This is a genomic window from Microbacterium sp. ZOR0019 (assembly GCF_000800925.1).
GTDB lineage: Bacteria > Actinomycetota > Actinomycetes > Actinomycetales > Microbacteriaceae > Microbacterium > Microbacterium aurugineum.
On sequence record NZ_JRKC01000027.1, the window covers coordinates 1 to 17226 of the forward strand.

Annotated in this window: 13 protein-coding genes; 8 read left to right on the forward strand and 5 right to left on the reverse strand. The window is 67.8% G+C overall.

Annotation, left to right across the window (positions count from 1 at the left end):
• Window positions 1-102: 102 nt before the first annotated feature.
• Window positions 103-798 (forward strand): endonuclease NucS, encoded by a 696-nt coding sequence (nucS, locus tag L978_RS07710; RefSeq protein WP_047522024.1) that lies wholly within the window; start codon window positions 103-105, stop codon window positions 796-798.
• A gap of 9 nt (window positions 799-807) precedes the next feature.
• Here nucS and L978_RS07715 read toward each other — a convergent pair whose 3' ends face one another.
• A complete protein-coding gene (locus L978_RS07715; RefSeq protein WP_047522027.1) occupies window positions 808-1023 on the reverse strand; it encodes a hypothetical protein in 216 nt (71 codons plus the stop codon).
• A gap of 145 nt (window positions 1024-1168) precedes the next feature.
• Here L978_RS07715 and L978_RS07720 point away from each other — a divergent pair, with 145 nt between their 5' ends.
• Window positions 1169-1837, forward strand: coding sequence for an HAD hydrolase-like protein (locus L978_RS07720; protein ID WP_047522029.1), 669 nt, complete (start codon window positions 1169-1171; stop codon window positions 1835-1837).
• A 133-nt stretch (window positions 1838-1970) separates the two neighbouring features.
• Here L978_RS07720 and L978_RS07725 read toward each other — a convergent pair whose 3' ends face one another.
• Complete coding sequence (locus L978_RS07725) at window positions 1971-2177, reverse strand: cold-shock protein (RefSeq protein WP_017203899.1); 207 nt, start codon at window positions 2175-2177, stop codon at window positions 1971-1973.
• A gap of 595 nt (window positions 2178-2772) precedes the next feature.
• On the opposite strand from L978_RS07725, the gene L978_RS07735 reads away from it, so the two are divergent.
• From L978_RS07735 to L978_RS07750, 4 genes are read left to right on the forward strand one after another with little or no spacing between them, the layout of a single operon-like run.
• Window positions 2773-3597, forward strand: coding sequence for a shikimate 5-dehydrogenase (locus tag L978_RS07735; protein ID WP_269429712.1), 825 nt, complete (start codon window positions 2773-2775; stop codon window positions 3595-3597).
• A gap of 32 nt (window positions 3598-3629) precedes the next feature.
• Window positions 3630-5468: a substrate-binding and vWA domain-containing protein gene (locus tag L978_RS07740; protein ID WP_047522034.1), complete on the forward strand. Its 1839-nt coding sequence runs from the start codon at window positions 3630-3632 to the stop codon at window positions 5466-5468.
• Between the two features lie 7 nt (window positions 5469-5475).
• Window positions 5476-6489, forward strand: a complete 1014-nt coding sequence (locus L978_RS07745) for a hypothetical protein (protein WP_156118252.1) — start codon at window positions 5476-5478, stop codon at window positions 6487-6489.
• Window positions 6490-6496: 7 nt separating this feature from the next.
• Window positions 6497-7201 carry an aspartate/glutamate racemase family protein gene (locus L978_RS07750; RefSeq protein WP_047522038.1) on the forward strand — a complete coding sequence of 235 codons (705 nt, stop codon included), beginning with the start codon at window positions 6497-6499 and terminating at the stop codon, window positions 7199-7201.
• Window positions 7202-7258: 57 nt separating this feature from the next.
• Here the strand turns inward: L978_RS07750 and L978_RS19205 are convergent, their stop codons facing one another.
• A complete protein-coding gene (locus tag L978_RS19205; RefSeq protein ID WP_269406747.1) occupies window positions 7259-7393 on the reverse strand; it encodes a hypothetical protein in 135 nt (44 codons plus the stop codon).
• Window positions 7394-7591: 198 nt separating this feature from the next.
• Between L978_RS19205 and L978_RS07755 the strand changes: the two genes are divergently transcribed.
• Both L978_RS07755 and L978_RS07760 read left to right on the forward strand, forming a co-directional pair.
• On the forward strand, window positions 7592-8743 hold the full coding sequence (locus L978_RS07755; protein WP_047522040.1) for a calcium:proton antiporter: 1152 nt from the start codon (window positions 7592-7594) through the stop codon (window positions 8741-8743).
• 46 nt (window positions 8744-8789) lie between these two features.
• Window positions 8790-9740: a methyltransferase family protein gene (locus L978_RS07760; RefSeq protein ID WP_047522042.1), complete on the forward strand. Its 951-nt coding sequence runs from the start codon at window positions 8790-8792 to the stop codon at window positions 9738-9740.
• Here the strand turns inward: L978_RS07760 and L978_RS07765 are convergent.
• Together L978_RS07765 and L978_RS07770 are read right to left on the reverse strand one after the other, a co-directional pair.
• Window positions 9680-15697 carry a DUF5979 domain-containing protein gene (locus L978_RS07765; RefSeq protein ID WP_047522044.1) on the reverse strand — a complete coding sequence of 2006 codons (6018 nt, stop codon included), beginning with the start codon at window positions 15695-15697 and terminating at the stop codon, window positions 9680-9682. The two genes, L978_RS07760 and L978_RS07765, sit on opposite strands and share 61 nt — an antisense overlap.
• A 147-nt stretch (window positions 15698-15844) precedes the next feature.
• Window positions 15845-17122: an MFS transporter gene (locus L978_RS07770; RefSeq protein WP_081996964.1), complete on the reverse strand. Its 1278-nt coding sequence runs from the start codon at window positions 17120-17122 to the stop codon at window positions 15845-15847.
• Window positions 17123-17226 lie beyond the last annotated feature (104 nt).

The window sequence follows — 17226 nt, forward strand, 5'->3', positions numbered from 1 at the left end:
GGAGACGGGGGTTTCGGCGGGAGGGCGGGGTCTCGCGTCGAAACCCCGCCACGCGGCCGCGGGACCCACCGCGCAGCCTTCCCGACGAAGTAGGCTCGACGGGTGCGTCTCGTCATCGCCCGCTGCTCGGTCGACTACACCGGTCGGCTCAATGCCCATCTCCCGCTCGCCACGCGTCTGCTCGTGCACAAGGGAGACGGGAGTCTGCTCGTGCATTCCGACGGCGGAAGCTACAAGCCGCTGAACTGGATGAGCCCGCCGTGCTCGCTGTCGAGCGAGGTTCCCGGCGAGGAAGAAGCGAGTGCCGGCGTCGTCGAGGTGTGGCGCGTGACGCACAAGAAGACCGGTGACGCACTGCGCGTGCAGATCTACGAGATCATCCACGACACGTCTCACGAGCTGGGCGTCGATCCCGGACTGCAGAAGGACGGCGTCGAGGCCGACCTGCAGCGGCTCCTCGCCGAACAGGTCGAACGCATCTCGGAGGGCGCGACGCTGGTGCGCCGCGAGTACCCCACGGCGATCGGACCGGTCGACCTTCTGGTGCGGGATGCCGACGGGGCTGCGATCGCCGTCGAGATCAAGCGACGCGGCGACATCGACGGCGTGGAGCAGCTGACCCGTTACCTCGAGCTGCTGGGCCGCGACCCCCACCTCTCCCCCGTCCAGGGTGTCTTCGCCGCGCAGGAGATCAAACCCCAAGCCCGTGTTCTCGCCGAAGACCGGGGCATCCGCTGCCTGGTGCTCGACTACGACGACATGAAGGGCATCGAGTCGGGCATCCCCCGCCTGTTCTGAGTCGTTCCGTCAACGCGCGGCGATGAGCCGCGGCGTCGGTCCTTCCAGCCGCGCGATGGCGATCTTCACCTCGAAGACCTCCTGCTCGATGCGTGTGAACCTCGCGTCCACTGCCGCGAACCGTGCGTCCATGCGACTGATCATCCAGCCGAATCCGCTGACGGTGGCCACCAGAGTCGTCGCCCCGGTCGCCAAGATCGTGATGATTTCCATCGACACGTACATGCCCCCCATTCTCACCCGTGAAACCGCCGTTGTCACGACCTTATATGGAGACATTTCGTGTTCACATAAGGTGTGCATAAGGTCCTTAGGTGCACACCTGTGCAGGAAGCACGGTCATCCTCTCGCGGCACCCTAGGCTGGGAGCATGTCCCACTCCCCCTACTCCTGCGTACTGTGGGACGTCGACGGCACCATCGTCGATGCCTCCGTCGGCATCCTCCGTCGGCTCAACACCGCGCTCACGCACTTCGGCCACCCCGCGCCGACACGCGAGGAGCTGGTGCACTGGATCGGGCCTCCGATGTTCCAGTCGTTCCAGGACCAGGCCGGGATGACGCCGGAGCAGTCCGCCGAAGCGGTCGCCTTCTACCGCACACTCGGCAAGGCAGACGGGTACACGACCGACGTCGCGACCTACCCGGGAGTGACCGAGCTCATCAACGAGCTCCATGCCGCGGGCGTCCCCCAGGCGACGGCGAGCTCCAAACCCGAGAACCAGGTGGACGCACTCGTCGACCATTTCGGCCTCCGCCCGGCATTCCTCACCACCGTCGGCGCGACGCCGGATGAGGCGACCCTCGCATCGAAGACCGACATCGTCGCCGAGGCCCTGCGTCGCCTGCGCGACCTGGGCGCCGACACCTCGAATCCGGTGCTCATCGGCGACCGGCACCACGACGTCGAGGGAGGCGCGGCCAACGGCGTGCCGGTGATCTTCGTCGAGTGGGGCTTCAGCGACCCCCATGAAGGAGACGACGCCGCATTCCGCGTCGGCTCCGTCCCCGAACTGCGCACGCTGCTGATCGGCAGCTGACCGCGAGCCGGCGGTCAGCGGGCACGTCGCTCATCGTGCCCGTGCGACCTCATCGCCCGGCAGAAGCACAGAACTCCCCGACGGAGTGCGCTCGTGACGCGCTCCGTTCGGGGAGTTCTGTGTCTCGCCCGTCTCAGACGGGGCGAATGTTCTCTGCCTGCAGGCCCTTGGGGCCCTGCGCCACATCGAACTCGACTCGCTGGTTCTCTTCGAGAGACCGGTAGCCGGATGACTGGATGGCGGAGTAGTGCGCGAAGACGTCAGCGCCTCCGTCGTCGGGGGAGATGAAGCCGAAGCCCTTCTCCGAGTTGAACCACTTGACCGTGCCCTGGGTGCTCATGTACTGCCTGTTCTGCTGGGTAAAAAGCCGACGCAGGGATGCCCCGACACCGCTAACGCTAGTGGAGGAGGCCCGGAGAGGAATAGCCGCGGCAAGAAGGTAATCCAAATGTTGCATGAGCGGCACACGGCCGTGATCCGGCAGGCGGGCGCGTGGGAGGGGCATGGACGCCGCCCGGAAAATGGTGTGGCCCTCACCGCGGGGGGAGCGATGAGGGCCGAAGACGACCGGAGGGTGCGTCAGAAACAGCCTAGCTCCTTTTCGGAGGCCTTGTCCCCCTTTTGGGGGACAAATCCGAAAATCGGTGAGGACGACGATAGCGGCCCCCTCGAGTAGCCCATTGGGGACTGAACTACTCGAGAGGGCCCAATCGCATGCACGGATCGTCTTGGCCCTGGGGTGGCTCTTCCGTCTCCTGGGGAGAGACGGGGACGATCAATCCCCGTGTGCATGCACCTTCACCATAGGGGAGGAGGCACGATCCCGCCACGGACGCCACCCCGGTGAGCTCGAACACGGCCGGAGTGCGGATCCCGCGCGGATCCCGGGGTTCCGGGCGGAGATGGCGCGAACAGCTCGCGAGTAGCCTGAAGCGGTGACGCTGCTCAACAAGGACATGACACTGTGCATCTCGCTGTCGGCGCGGCCGAGCAACAACGGGACACGGTTCCACAACCACCTCTACGAAGCGCTCGGGCTGAACTGGATCTACAAGGCCTTCGCGCCGACCGACCTCGCGCAGGCCATCGCCGGGGTGCGGGGGCTCGGCATCCGTGGCTGTGCGATCTCGATGCCCTATAAAGAGGACGTCATCGCGCTGGTCGACCGGATGGACCCCTCCGCCACGGCGATCGACTCCGTCAACACCATCGTCAACGACGAGGGCGTGCTCACGGCGCACAACACCGACTACACGGCGATCGCGCAGTTGATCGCCCGCAACGAGCTCGATCCCGCCGCGTCGGTCCTGCTCCGCGGTTCGGGAGGCATGGCCAAGGCGACCGCGGCGGCTTTCCGCGATGCCGGGTTCGGCGAGGTCACGATCGTCGCCAGGAACGAGACGAACGGACGCGGACTCGCGGCGTCGTACGGCTTCGGCTGGCGTGTGGACGTCGCGGACGCGACCGCCGACATCCTGGTCAACGTCACGCCGATCGGGATGACCGGCGGACCGGACGAGCACGGGCTGGCGTTCTCCGACACGACCGTCTCGACGGCTTCCGTCGTGTTCGACGTCGTCGCGCTCCCGGCGGAGACGCCCCTGATCAGGGCGGGACGAGCGGCGGGAGCCACGGTGATCACGGGTGCGGAAGTGGCTACCCTGCAGGCGCTCGAGCAGTTCGTCCTGTACACCGGCATCCGCCCGACCGCGGCGCAGGTGCAGGCCGCGGAGGAGTTCATGCGCGCAGGGACGGCGTGATCGCCGCGACGATACCTGGGTAGCCTAGGCGCATGAGCGCGCCTCGCACCGTACGAAGAGACATCCCCCGACGGACGACCGCCGCCCTGGCCACGGCAGCGGTCATCGCCCTGACGCTGGCAGCCTGCACGGGTGGGGAAGCGACGCCGACGCCCGACGGGAGTCAAGGATTCCCCGATGACGGGTGCACGCACATCGCCATCGCGACGTCGTCGGAGAAGGTCAACATGCTCGACGAGCTCGCGACCGCCTTCAAGGACTCACCGGAGCACGAGTCGCTCGACACATGCGCCACGGTGCGCCCGACGAACGTGTCGTCCGGAAACGCCGCGCGCTACCTCACCTCGGGCGAGGACTGGCCGAGCGACGACCGCGCCCTGTGGCCGACGCTGTGGTCGCCGGCGTCGACCGTCTGGACCGATCGCGTGAGCGCAGCCGCCTCGGCGAACCTCGTCGGCTCGCCGGCATCGTTCACGCGCACGCCGGTCGTGTTCGGGATGCCCGAGCCGATGGCCAAGGCCCTCGGCTGGCCGGACGAGCCGATCAGCATCACCGACCTCGAAGGCCTGTGCCAGGACCCCGACGGGTGGGGGAGCGTCGGAAAGGACATCTGGGGCGCGTTCAAGATCTCGAAGACGAACCCGAACACCTCGACCACCGGACTCTCGACCATCCTGATGCAGTCCTACGAGGCATCGGGCAAGGCGGAAGAACTCACGTCCGCAGACGTCGACGCCGCTGCTGACTTCTCGCGCGTCTTCGAGGAGTGCGTGATCCACTACGGCGACACCACGGGCAACGTGCTCTCGACCCTGTACGACGAGACGCAGAACGGCGCCAACGGCTCCGCGTACGTGTCGGCCGTGGCGCTGGAGGAGACGTCCCTGCTCAACTACAACAAGGGCAACCCCGACTCCCACACCGTCCAGCCGGGCGAGACGCTGACTCCGCCGAAGACGAAGCTCGTCGCCGTCTACCCGTCCGGCGGCTCGATGTGGTCCGACAATCCCGTCACCGTGCTCGGTGCCGACTGGGTGACAGCGGAGCAGCGCACCGCGGGTGAGGCCTTCGCCGCCTTCCTGCAGGCCACGGCGGCTCAGGAGATCCTGCCCGAGTACGGCTTCCGCCCGCTCGACGAGTCGGTCCCGCTGGGCGACCTGTTCACCGCCAACTTCGGGGTCGACCCGGCACAGCCCCGCGTGACGCTGCCCAAGCCCGAGGTCGACGTGATCTCGACCGCGATCGACCAGTGGACACAGGTGCGAAAGCCTTCGTCGGTGTTGGAGCTCATCGACATCTCGGGCTCGATGGACGAGCCGATCGGCGACGGACGCTCGCGCCTCGACGGTGCGATCCAGGGCGCGCAGACGACCCTCGACCACTTTCGCTCGACCGATGAGGTCGGGGTCTGGGCCTTCACGACGGATGTCGACTCCACAGAGGGCGAGGGCATCCAGGTGCTGCGCCGTGTCACGCCGCTGGGCGCCGACGGCGAGAAGCTCGACTCCTCGCTCGATGACCTCCGGTACGCGCAGCGCAACGGGACGCCCCTATACGACGCGGTCCTCACGGCGTACGAGGCCATGAGCGAGCGGGCAGAGCCCGGACGCATCAATGCGATCGTCGTCCTCTCCGACGGGGAGGACACCGACTCCTCCACGTCGCTCGACTCGCTGATCGCGAAGATCGGCAAGAGCACGAAGGAGGGGGGCACCGACGCACCGGTGCGCATCTTCCCGATCGCCTACGGCTCCGGTGCCGACACCTCGGCCCTGCAGCGCATCGCCGACGCCACCGGAGGGCAGATGTTCGACGCCTCGGACGCCGAACGCATCGACCTCGTCTTCGCTTCCGTGATCAACAACTTCTGAGGTGGGCATGATCAGCACCACGACATCCGGTTCCGGCTGGATCGATGACGCGATCGCTGGTCTCGGCGCGGGTGACGTGTACGTGTCGCCCGATGTCTCCGACAGCTCCGGCCTGACCGAAGCGCTGACGGGAGTCGTGCCCTCCGACGGATCGGTCGCGGTCGTGGTGCTGCCGAAAGACGCCGGCCTCGACAGCCCGTACAGCACGTACATCCTCGAGAAGCTCGTCGGTGCGACCGATCAGCCGACCGTGGTGCTCGCCATCGGAGACGACCTCCAGGCCGCCTCGACGGCGATCGAGAGCGAGCAGGCCCTGTTCATCGCGAACACGAACGAGACGGCCGCAGACGGCGACACGCAGACCGCGCTGGTCGAGACCGTGCAGCAGATCGTCGACGAGACGCCGTCCGCGCCAGGAGCGGGTGCCGGTGGGGGAGGAGCGGACTGGCTGCTCCCCGTGATCATCGGCGGCGCCGTGCTGGTGGCCGCCGCGGGGACGGCGATCGGGGTGCTCGCCCGGCGACGTCGCAAGCCCGAATCCCCTGCGACGGCGGATCCCGTGCCTCCCGGCATCCGACTTCGGGTGAATCGTCTGCGCGAACTCCGCAGCGACTACGCGAATCTGCCGAACTCCCCGACCGCTGCGGAGACGGCACACGGCATCGATACCCTCGCCTCGCACGTCGAGCAACTCTTCGTCCGCCTCGACGCCAAGGCGGAGGCCGACCAGATCGTGCTCGCGGAAGCCGAGTACTCCGACAAGCTCGCACGCCTCGTCGCGGCGCTGGAGCCCGACTACCTGCTCGATCTGCTGACGCGACCCGACCTGTGGGACGCCCCGGACGAGCGCATCGGCGAAGTGCGCGAGGCACTGACAGGCGTGACCACGCAGATCGTCGACAACATCAAGCAGGTCAACGCCCGCACGGGTCTGCGCTTCCAAGTGTCGTTGGATTCCCTCATCGGCCGCTCGGAGTTGCGCGACTGGGAACGGCGGTTCCGGCAGAGCTCGGGGGAGTGAGGGTGAGATGAAGACCATCGGAGTGCTCGGAGGAATGAGCTGGGAGTCGTCGCTCGAGTGGTATCGGCTCGCGAACGAGCGCGTGCACGGGCGGCTCGGCGGTCACCACTCGGCGCGCATCCTGCTGGACTCGCTCGACTTCGCCGTGATCGAGGAGATGCAGGCGCGGGACGACTGGGACGCGGCGGGTGCTCTGCTCGCCGATCGTGCACGAGCGCTCGAGGGCGCCGGCGCCGAAGTGCTGGTGCTGTGCACGAACACGATGCACCTCGTCGCGGATCGGATCCAGAACGCGGTGACCATCCCCTTCCTCCACATCGCCGATGTCACCGCCGAGGCGATCGCCGCCTCCGGGATGCAGACGGTCGGGCTGCTCGGTACGGCGTTCACGATGGAGCGTCCGTTCTACGCCGAGCGCCTCGCGACCCACGGCATCCGCACCATCGTGCCGGAGGAGGACGACCGGGCGGCCGTGCACTCCGTCATCTATGACGAGCTCGTGCACGGCGTGATCCGCGAAGAATCACGCCGACGCTACGTCGAGGTGATCGAGCGTCTGGTGTCGCGGGGAGCCGAGGGCATCATCCTGGGCTGCACCGAGATCGAACTCCTCATCTCGGCCGCGGACGCTCCTGTTCCGGTGTTCCCGACGACGGCGCTGCACGTCGACGCCGCGGTCGATCTCGCCCTCGGGAACTCGTCCACGCCGTGAGTGCCCGGCGGAAGTGACGCGACTCGGCCCCGTCACCCCCGCCGGACGGGAGTTCACTCAGCCCTTCGCACCTTTGCGGGGCTTCAGGAACTCGTCTGGTGCACTCTTCTCGCGCTTGGCCGCACGCTTCTCCTTGAGCGTGAGCTGCGGCGCCTTCTTGCTTCCCCGACCCTGGATGGACTTGCCTGACATGGTTGCTCGCTTCCCCTTCTGTGGCTGGCGTAACCTCTGACCATAGCCCGTTGCCTGTGTAAGTCAAATTACTTTCTGACCGGGTTGTTTTTGCTACACTGGACACCGCTGAGCACGACGTGGACACAGCGCTGCGACGGGGACGACCCCGGCCGCGGTCACCAGTCGGGGACGACCCCATCTCGAAGGAGTCCAGCGATGTCACGCACAGCGCTCAGACAGGTGATCAGCGGCACGGACATCGTCCGCATCGTCCTCGGATGGGGTGCCTTCGCGGCTCTCCTCCTGCTGCACCCGGTGTTGGCCACCCCCGTGGCCGCCCCGGTCCTCGTAGTCGCCCTCGGCGCGATCATCGCGGTGATCCTCGTGTGCGCGTTCGGTGTGGTGAAGCAGGCCGAGGCCCTCGCCCATCGACTCGGCGACCCCTACGGCTCGCTCGTCCTGACGCTGTCGATCGTCCTCATCGAAGTCATCCTGATCTCGGCGGTCATGCTCGGCCCGGGCGAGCACGCCACCATCGCGCGCGACTCCGTCATGGCCGTCGCGATGATCATCCTGAACCTCGTGATCGGACTCGCCCTCCTGCTCGGCGGAATCCGCCACCGCGGCATGGCGCACAACCGCACCGGTACGTCGGCGTACCTGTCGATGCTCATCGTCCTCCTCGCGCTGGCCTTCGGCCTCCCGGCCCTCATCGGCACGGACGGGTCGTTCACGACCGCGCAGGAGATCCCGATCATCATCCTCACCGTCCTGCTGTACGCGTTCTTCCTGTACCGGCAGATGGGTGCGCAGGCGAGCGACTTCACCGAGGTCGACCCGCGCCTGCCGCAGAGCCCGCTGCACAAGGAAGAGTCCGAAGCCGGCGGAGGCATCCGTCAGGTCGTGGCCGAGCACCGCACCGAGGTCCTCGTCCGCCTCGCGCTGCTGGTGGTCACCGTCATCCCGATCGTGCTGCTGTCGCACGACATGGCGGCACTCCTCGATGACGGTCTGGGTCGCCTGGGCGCCCCGGTCGCCCTCGCCGGAGTGCTCATCGCGGGCATCGTCTTCCTCCCCGAGTCCATCACCGCCGTGCGAGCGGCCCTCGGCGGCGAAGCCCAGCGGGTGAACAACCTCTGCCACGGCGCCCTGGTGTCCACGGTGGGACTCACCATCCCCGCGGTGCTGATCATCGGCATGTTCACCGGCCAGACCGTGGTCCTCGCTGAGTCGCCGGCGAACCTGCTGATGCTCGCCGTCACGCTGCTGCTCTCGGTGACGACCTTCGCTGGCCGGCGCGTGACCGCGATGCACGGTGCCGCGCACCTGGTGACGTTCGCCGTCTACCTCGTCGTGCTGTTCAGCTGAGGCGTCGACCACCGATCGAACGGACCGTCCACCTAGACTGGCCGCTGTGAGGGCGACCCAACCACCATCGGCGTCTGCCACGATCGGCGCCGTGACGTGGGGACGCCTCTACTTCGCCGTCCAAGCCGCCGCCGGCACCGCCTGGTGGGTCGCGGTGTTCGCCCTTCCGGCCGTCCGCACCGCGACGCTGGGCGCGCTCGACTTCCGGATCGTCGCCGCACTGGACATCCCGTTCTTCGTGATCGCGTCGGCCCTGGTCGCGTGCGGTGTGCGGAAGGCCGTCTGGATCGCGGCACCGTGGACCGTGCTGGTCGCGATCGGAATGGTCGGGTACGCCACGGTGACGGCGACCGCGGGCTGGGGTGCCCTCCTGATGGTGGCGGCAGCGGCGGGATCGTCAGCGGCCGCGGTCATCCTCCTCCTGAGGCGCGTGCCCTCGGAATGGCTGCTCATCGGGCCGTTCCGGTTCCGTCCGGCGGCGGAGGCCAGTGCCAGGACGCTCGTGTCGAAGACCACGCTCCAGACCCTCGTCTTCTCGGGGACGTTCCTCGTGGCTCTGCCCGCGATCATCGCCGGTTTGGAGTGGCGCTGGGGACTGCATCTCGCCTTCCCCCCTGCCGTCCGCGTCGGCGGAGCCGTCCTGTTCGTCGCGGCGTTCGCGCTCTCGACCTGGTCCTCCACTGCGATGGCCGTGCAAGGGGCCGGCACGCCGTTACCGTCGTCGACGCCGCGCCGGCTCGTGATCACGGGCCCGTACCGCTTCGTCCGCAATCCGATGGCGATCGGCGGGATCGCGCAGGGCGTGGCGATCGGTCTGATGGTCGGCTCCTGGCTGGTGATCGTCTATGCGCTCAGCGGCTCCCTCGTGTGGAACGCGCTGGTCCGGCCGCTCGAGGAGGCCGACCTCGAGGAACGTTTCGGATCGGCGTTCCGCACCTACCGCGACCGGGTCTCGTGTTGGATCCCGCGACGACCGCTCATCGCGTCCTCGGGCTGAGCGGTACCGAAGCGCCGCCGACCGATCAGAAGTCCGCCCGCGAGGAGGAGCAACAGCCCGATCCCGGCGAACAGAGACGCGGAAGGCCCATCGAGACCCGTCGACGGCAAGCCGCCGCCACCTCCCTGATCCGGATCCGGAGGCAGGACCGGATACACGTTCGTGATCGCGGCGATCTGCGAGAACGGCGGTTCCGCTCCCTCCGCGGCGGGCGTGGTGATCGTCACGGTCTGTCCGTCGTTGATCCGGGAATCCTCTCCGAACGCGCCGACAGCTCCGGTCTCGGAGACCTGACACACCGACCCGAGAGGAAGTCCGTCCAGACGCGTGCGCAGGTCGCTCGCGCTCGAGACGCTGAGGATGCCGTCGTCCGGCAGCACCAGCGGGACCCCGGCGACCGTGCACTCGACCAGGAACTCGAAGACATCCGGCGCGCGGTCGGCGTCACCGGCCACGACCTTCTGCACCGCGAGGTCGCCGTCCAACAGCGTCACCCCGGCCTGCACAGGGGCCACGGAGTACTCGCGCCCGCCCGCATCCGTCCCCACGGCGCCCATCTGGTTCCACGCGAAGCCGCCGGCGTCGGGAACGGTGATCGGAGCGAGGTCCGGGTACGCGGTCGACTCCGGGACGTTCTGCGTCTCGTAATGCAGCGCGAGCACCTGACCCGGCGCGAACGCCCCCTGGGCGGTGCCCGTGAAGTCGATCGTGACCCGGATACCGGTGACCTCCTCCCACGCTCCCGTGTACGAGAGCACCGGCACCCAGGTGGCGGTGGTCTCACAGAGCAGATCATCGAACCACGCAGAGCTCGAGCCGGTCCCCACGCACGGCGACGCGGACGTCGTGACATCGAGCGTCAGGGTCGCTCCGCTGGGGAGGACGTTCGCGGCGAGCGACTCCGGAAGGAGCACCGGGTCGAACGTGCTGTTGCGTGCGCCACCCGTCGCGAGCATCCGGTCGCCGATGCGCGGCAGGGGATCCACGATCGACACGGTCTCGAAGCCGACGGTCCCGCTGTTCACGACGGACAGCCGCCAGTCGTCGGTCGCGCCGACCGCCGTGTAGGCAGCGCACGGCGTGCGGGTGTATCCGTCGGGGTCCAGCGGGCAGGCCGCGTCGGGGTTGTTCAGGTTGACCTGACCGTCGACCAGATCACCGTAGATCTCACCCTTGACGTACTTGTACGCGGCGAGGGATCCGCCCGGCGACGGCTGCACGTAGTTGGTCGTGCCGCACTGATCGGGGTCCAGGTCGGGCACCGTGCCCTCGCCGTTCCCGGACGTGTTGGTGCACGCGGTGAGCTCTTCCTCGGTGGTGACGACGAACGTGTTGGTCGTGAAACCGTCGAGAGCGAGTCCCGGAGCGAGCACGAGGTTCACGGTGATCGTGAAGACCTCACCGGGTGACATCCGGTTCCCGCCGTCCGGCCAGGTGAACGTCACGTTCTTCCCGGTGTCGTCGATCAACGCGGACACGTCGGTCGACAGCGTTCCGCCTGCCGAGGTCTGGTAGATCGGAGGGGAGAAGTCCCAATCGAGGTACTCGGGGAGCGTGTCCTCGAGCTGGTCGATCGTGAGGAACCCGGTCCCGGTGTTCGTGAACTGCAGCGTCCACGGGAGGCTCGCGCCGATCGAGACGACGTGGCTCGATCCGGGCTGCGACTTGACGACGTCGATCTGGTGCGTCCCGGGGTCGATCGCCAGTTCGGCGTCGGCGTCGGCATCTGCGTCGGCGAACAGCCCATCGAGCCTCTCGCTCACGACCGTCGCCGCGTTCGGCAATGCGGACGGCAGAACGAGCGCGGATCCGTCGCGCTGGGTCGCCAGCACGACGACGTCGAAGGCGAGCTGCGCGGTCCAGTCCTCCGGAGGGGCCGTTCGTGAGAAGACCTCGCCTGCGGCGTTGCGGAACACTGCCCGGAGACCGATGATCTGCGCCGGGTCCGTGCCCGCGGGGAGTGCCGCGGTCGCCGCGAAGGCCCCTTCCACCCAGGTGGCGCCCACGAGTGCATCGACCCGCACCTGATCGGCGCCGGCGGGCAGCACGGTGCTCAGCGCCGGGTCGGGCGCGAGCTGCACGCCGTTCCAGAAGTCCGCGTCGGCGTCCGTGATGGTCACCTGCTGGGTGGCAGCGGTCGACGCGCCATCCGTCGCCTCCAGCGTCACGGTGACGGGGTCGTCGAGCTCGGTCTCGAGGATCGCATCCGGATCGATGGTCTTCGCGAGGGTCGCGTCGAGCAGAGCACTGACGAGGACCACCGTGTCGTTCGCTGTGTCGCTCGGAGTCGAGGCGTTGCCGGAAGGCGTCAGCACGGGGTCGTAGGACTGGGCGATGACGTCGTTGGCGACGGTGCCGGGCTCGACGAGCTGATCCGCATCCGAGCGCTCGAACTGTCGCACCTTGGTGACGATCTCGATACCCAGATCCTCGCCGGCACGGATGCTGCCACCCTCGGTCGCCGGATCGATGCCGTGGAAGACGACACTGACCCCGACCACCGTCGCGAGCGCACCCGTGGCGAGCGCTCCCGCGTCGGTGAGGGAGAGCGTGCGGGTGCTGAGCGTCCCGTCCGCCGCGCGGTCCCACAGGGTGACGGTCGAGGCGTCCGGATCGACCTGGTCCGCCGGGTAGGTGAAGGAGAGCGACTGCACGTCGACCCGCTCGTACGGGTTGGTGTCCGGGTCGTAGTCCGCACCGTCGAACGGATCGTCCGCCCAGGCATCCGGTGCGCTCACACACTGGTCCGCCGCACCGGCGGCACAGGGGATCGGATCGGTCACCCGCAGGTAGGAGGCGCGCGCCGTGCTGTCGTTCCTCGCCTCGATGTCGAAGGTCACGTTCGGATAGTTCGCGGGATCCACGTCAGCGGACTCGGGAATCGTCACCGTCGCGGGGGTGACCGTCTTGTCCACCGAGACGAGGGGAGGCTGGTCGATGAGGGTGATGTTGTCCTGCTCGATGTCGCTCCCGTTCCCCGCCGCCGACGTCCAGTCGCCGCGCAGGCTGTTCCAGACGATGCCGGGGTCGGGGTCGTTGAACGTCTCATCGGCGCTGACCCACCGGTCCGCCGTCGCGGTCTCGTCGCGGACGACGTTGCGCAGCTCCCAGGTGAGGAAGGTCGGCCGGTACTGCCCGACTGCCGACGTCGCCAGTCCGGAGCCGGGTTCGGGTCTCGTCGGATCCGTGCTCGCGGTACGTGCGGCATCGTCCGGCTCATAGATCATCAGGACGCCCGTGGTGCCGGCGGTCTGTTCCGGCGTGAGGGTGTAGCCGACGAACCCGTCCGCCCCCATCCAGGAGCCCCCGGGGGCGGCGATCGGGGTCCATGCACCGTCCACGAACAGCCAGACCTCGGTGATGTCATCCCACGCGAGCAGCGGGTCGTCCTCGAGGGTGACCGGATCGACGCTCAGCAGATCGAAGGCCTGGAAGACGGTGCTCGCCGGCCCGGGCGGATCCGAGTCCGGGGTGGTGGCGGGATCGGTGAGCACGAGGGTGTCGATGCCCCTGGTCCCGGTCCGCCACTCGTTGCGCGTCGAGACGATCGCGCCGGACTGCGCATCGAGGAAGTCGACATCCGTGGTCTTGTCGCTCGTCTGGACCCACCGCTTGTTGGCGTCGATGCCCACGCCCTCGTCCGTGGCGGGGGTCTGGACGCCGATCGTGTCCTGATCGGTGACGACGTCGCTGTCGATCCCATCCGGAAGACCGTCGACCTCACCGTGGCTTTGCGCGCTGGCCTCGTTCTCGTAGACGGTGGGCACCTGTGCCGACTGTTCGTCCTCCGGGTCGTCCCGGGGGTCGGTGGGGCCGGATCCGTCGCGCAGATCGGTCCGCGCATCGAACACCAGGTTCGGAACGACGCTGAACCCCTGCGCGAACCCGTCGGGGTTGTCGAACGTGAAGCGGATGCCCGTGACATCCGAGGGCACGTCGGGTGGGGTGAGTGCGGCGGCGAACTCCGCGCGGCTCATCTGGAACGTCTCGGCGGTCGCGCCCGTGCTGACCGTGGCGAGAGTGACCCAGGAACCGTCCGGACGCTGGTACTCGACGGTGGCCGTGGTGTTCGGCGGAACCTGCGTCGGCGCGATCGCCACGATGTCGAAGGCGTTCCAGAAGTCGTCGGTCTGGTCGTCGCGCCAGGAGTCCTCGACGACGATCTCGGTCGAATCGACCTGTGCGACGCCGGTCTGGGTGGTCGCGGTCAGGCTGGCGACGACGCTGTTGCCCGGCTCGACCGCGCCCCCCGGTGTGATCTGCTTGTCGAGCGCGACGCCGATCTGGGGGTAGTAGACCCCGATGTCATCGGACGCCTCGCTGTCGGCGGTTCCCACGTCGTTCGTCGCCGTGACGTCGATCGTGTTCGTGCGCTGATGCGTCGGTGCCGCCTCACTGACGAGTGACAGCCCGGGCTCGATGGCGACATCGACGGTCGCGACGGTGGTCGCCGGGATCTGCCCCGTGAACTCGATCACGAAGCCGGTGACCGTGCCCGCGGGTGGTACCGGGGAGGAGCCGTCCGCGAAGGCGACCGGGGCCTGCGGAACTCCGTCGATGTACCAGGTGATCGTGCCCCCGGTGGCGCCTGCCGGGTAGTCGATCCCGGACGGGAATCCACCGAAGACCATGTCGGCGTCGAAGAAGCCCACGTCGGAGATCGTCAGGCTCTGCACGGGGCCGTTCGACGTGTTCGTCGCCGTCAGCTCGGCCGAGGCCTCTCCGCCCGCAGCGAGTTCGGCGGGGGTGATCGTCTTGCCCGCGAGCACATCGACGGTCAGCGGTCCGATCTCGTAGGGAGCCGTTGCGACATCGCTCTCCGTCGCGCCGCCGGGAGCGTTCACGGTGGAGGTGATGCTGTTGGTGACCGTGTCGCCGCCCGCCAGCGAACTGTCGTCGTTGCGATCCGTCTCGCGCTGTTCCACGACGAACGCCGTCGAAGCGGCGGCATCGGACTCGACCGTTCCACCGGCGTACGTCAGCCGGATGCCGCCGACATCCGCCGGATCCGTCCCTGCCGGAAGAGCCGGGGTGGCGGCGGGCGTGCCCGGCTGCCAGCTCCAGGTGCCCGCGACCTCGTCGTAGGTGTAGACGTCGACCTGCACCGTGGTGGCCGCAGGAGGCAGACTCGTCGCACCGAATCCCTGGAAGTCGACGATGCGGAAGGGGTTGTCCGCGCCGAGCGTCGTCGCCCCGTCCACCGCGCTGGTGGGCTCCTGGATCACGAGCGAATCGGCCCCGACGTTCGACTGATTCTGCGCCCCCATCGTGATGGTCGAGGTCACGCCCGGGTCGAACTGCTGGGATTCGGGCAACCAGCTCTTGCTGGCTTCGACACCGATGACCGTCTCGACCGTGACGACGGCGTCCGCAGCGTCCTGGATCGTCGCCGGAACGTCTCCGGGACCGTTGTCCCAGTCCGCCGTCGCGGTATTGGTGACGGTGTCGCCGTTGTACGCCCAGTCGGCCGGAAGATCCAGGGGCGCACGCAGCACGACGCTCAGCTTCAAAGTCCCGCCCGCTTCGAGTCCGATCCCGCCGTCCACCGGCTGCTCGAAGACCACCTGGACCGTGCAGTCGTCGCTGACCTCGACGGGCACCCCGCCTTCTTCCACGCACCCGGTCGTCGTCGCGGTCAACGGGAGCGTGGAGGGCGTGTACGAGGAGCCGACGAATTCGAAGCCCGCGAACTCGGCGGGGAGCGTGTCCGTGAGGACGACGTTGAGACAGTCCACGTCGTCGCAGACCAGGTCGACCGTGTACGTGAAGTCATCGCCTGGTTCGAGGCTGTCCTGCGTTTCCAGGTCGTCGACGCGCTTGTCGATGCGCAGCGACGACTCCGCGGCCTGCGCGGCGAGGGGAACGGCGAACCCGGCCCCGACGAGTCCGAAGATCGCGACGAAAGCGAGCAGGAGGCGGCGCAGCCGGTGTCCAGCGGGTCGAGACGTCGTGGACATGGTGCTCGTTTCGTGGGGAAGCCACAGTGCAACGAAGGAGTGCGTGTCGTCTGGAGTTTAGGAGCCGAGATGGTTCTCTACCAGGGGTTGTGGACACTCTCTCACCCGCGCGGGGTGAGGACGACCACGACCTCTGGGATAGTTGCCTCACACGTGACGTTCCGCACTCCAGGAGGACCCATGACCCGCACATACGTCATCACCGGCGCGGCATCCGGCATCGACCAGGTAGAGCGCCGCGATGATCCACACCGTGCCCTCGATGCCGATGGGAGCGGCGAGGCCGGCGATGACCGGGCCGATGAACTGGCTGAGGCCGGCGCCCAGGTTCAGGATCGCGACGGCAGCGGCCTTGTTCTTCGGTGCGAGCAGCGGAACGATCGCCGACAGCGGCACGAACATGCCGAGCGCAAGGCCGTAGACGATGGCGATCGCGATCGTGACCCAGAAGTTGGGTCCGATCAGGGTGGGCACGTAGAACAGCGCGAGCACCGTGACGAAACACCCGATGCCGCCGGCCCACGCCACGACGTTGACGCGGCCGATCCAGTCGGCGAGGTATCCGGAAAGCAGGTTCGCGGCGACGTTCGCGGCGAGCATGGTGCCCCAGATCATCTGCCACTGGGCGAGGTCGAACCCGACATCGCGGACCATGTAGGTCGTGAGGAACACGACGAATGCGTAGAACGAGAGCGTATTGATGATGCGGACCACTCCGCCGACACCCACCTTGGGGTTCGTGGCGACGATCGTCAGAGAACTGACGACGCCCTTCACACTGTTCGCGACGGTGACCTTCTTGGTGACGGGGTTGCGCAGCAGCACGAGCACCATCAGGCCGCCGACCGCAACGAACGCGAGTGCCATCCACAGCGTCGCGAGTTCGCCGATGAGCGGGATGACGGCTCCGGCGAAGTACGAGCTCAGTACGCCGAGCCCGAGCGTGGAGAAGAACCAGTACCAGCCGACCGCTCGGCCCATCACGTGCTCATCGGTGTCGATCGTGACCCAGACCAGGAACCCGTAGGCGAACATCGGATAGCCGAGGCCGCGGATCCCGAAGGCCAGCAGCATGATCTCGAAGTTGCCGCCCATCACGCCGAAGACGAGGAAGAGCACCTCGAAGACGACCCAGATGCCGAAACCGAGCATCATGACGCGCTTGGGCCCCCATGCTTCGGCGAGGGCACCGCTGAGCCAGGCCGCCACCGCCACGACGATTCCGTAGACAGACCACAGCAGGGCGATCTGACTGCCGTCGAAGCCGCGCTCGTCGAGGTACGGCGAGAGGAAGCCTGCCTCGATGCCGTCGCCGATCATGAAGATCGTCAGCGCGACGAAGCCCCAGGCGATCGGCCGCGAGATGCCCTGAGAGCTGAGGAGGCGCGCGAAGCGTCCTTCAGCGAGCGAGGTGGAGGTGGTCATGGGTGTCTCCTCGTTGAGCGCGTAGAGATTTCGGGTCATGGGTGTACATTTGTTCATAGTCATGAACGATTGCCCATGGACATCTTGGGCATGAGTCGCAAGAT

What these genes read in the sequence shown, in the direction of transcription:
- L978_RS07745 (WP_156118252.1), top strand. Translation starts at nt 5,476, where the DNA reads ATGATCAGCACCACGACATCCGGTTCCGGCTGGATCGATGACGCGATC.
- L978_RS07740 (WP_047522034.1), top strand. Translation starts at nt 3,630, where the DNA reads ATGAGCGCGCCTCGCACCGTACGAAGAGACATCCCCCGACGGACGACC.
- L978_RS07720 (WP_047522029.1), top strand. Translation starts at nt 1,169, where the DNA reads ATGTCCCACTCCCCCTACTCCTGCGTACTGTGGGACGTCGACGGCACC.
- L978_RS07715 (WP_047522027.1), bottom strand. Translation starts at nt 1,023, where the DNA reads ATGTACGTGTCGATGGAAATCATCACGATCTTGGCGACCGGGGCGACG.
- L978_RS07725 (WP_017203899.1), bottom strand. Translation starts at nt 2,177, where the DNA reads ATGAGCACCCAGGGCACGGTCAAGTGGTTCAACTCGGAGAAGGGCTTC.
- L978_RS07765 (WP_047522044.1), bottom strand. Translation starts at nt 15,697, where the DNA reads ATGTCCACGACGTCTCGACCCGCTGGACACCGGCTGCGCCGCCTCCTG.
- L978_RS07750 (WP_047522038.1), top strand. Translation starts at nt 6,497, where the DNA reads ATGAAGACCATCGGAGTGCTCGGAGGAATGAGCTGGGAGTCGTCGCTC.
- L978_RS07770 (WP_081996964.1), bottom strand. Translation starts at nt 17,122, where the DNA reads ATGACCACCTCCACCTCGCTCGCTGAAGGACGCTTCGCGCGCCTCCTC.
- L978_RS07755 (WP_047522040.1), top strand. Translation starts at nt 7,592, where the DNA reads ATGTCACGCACAGCGCTCAGACAGGTGATCAGCGGCACGGACATCGTC.
- L978_RS19205 (WP_269406747.1), bottom strand. Translation starts at nt 7,393, where the DNA reads ATGTCAGGCAAGTCCATCCAGGGTCGGGGAAGCAAGAAGGCGCCGCAG.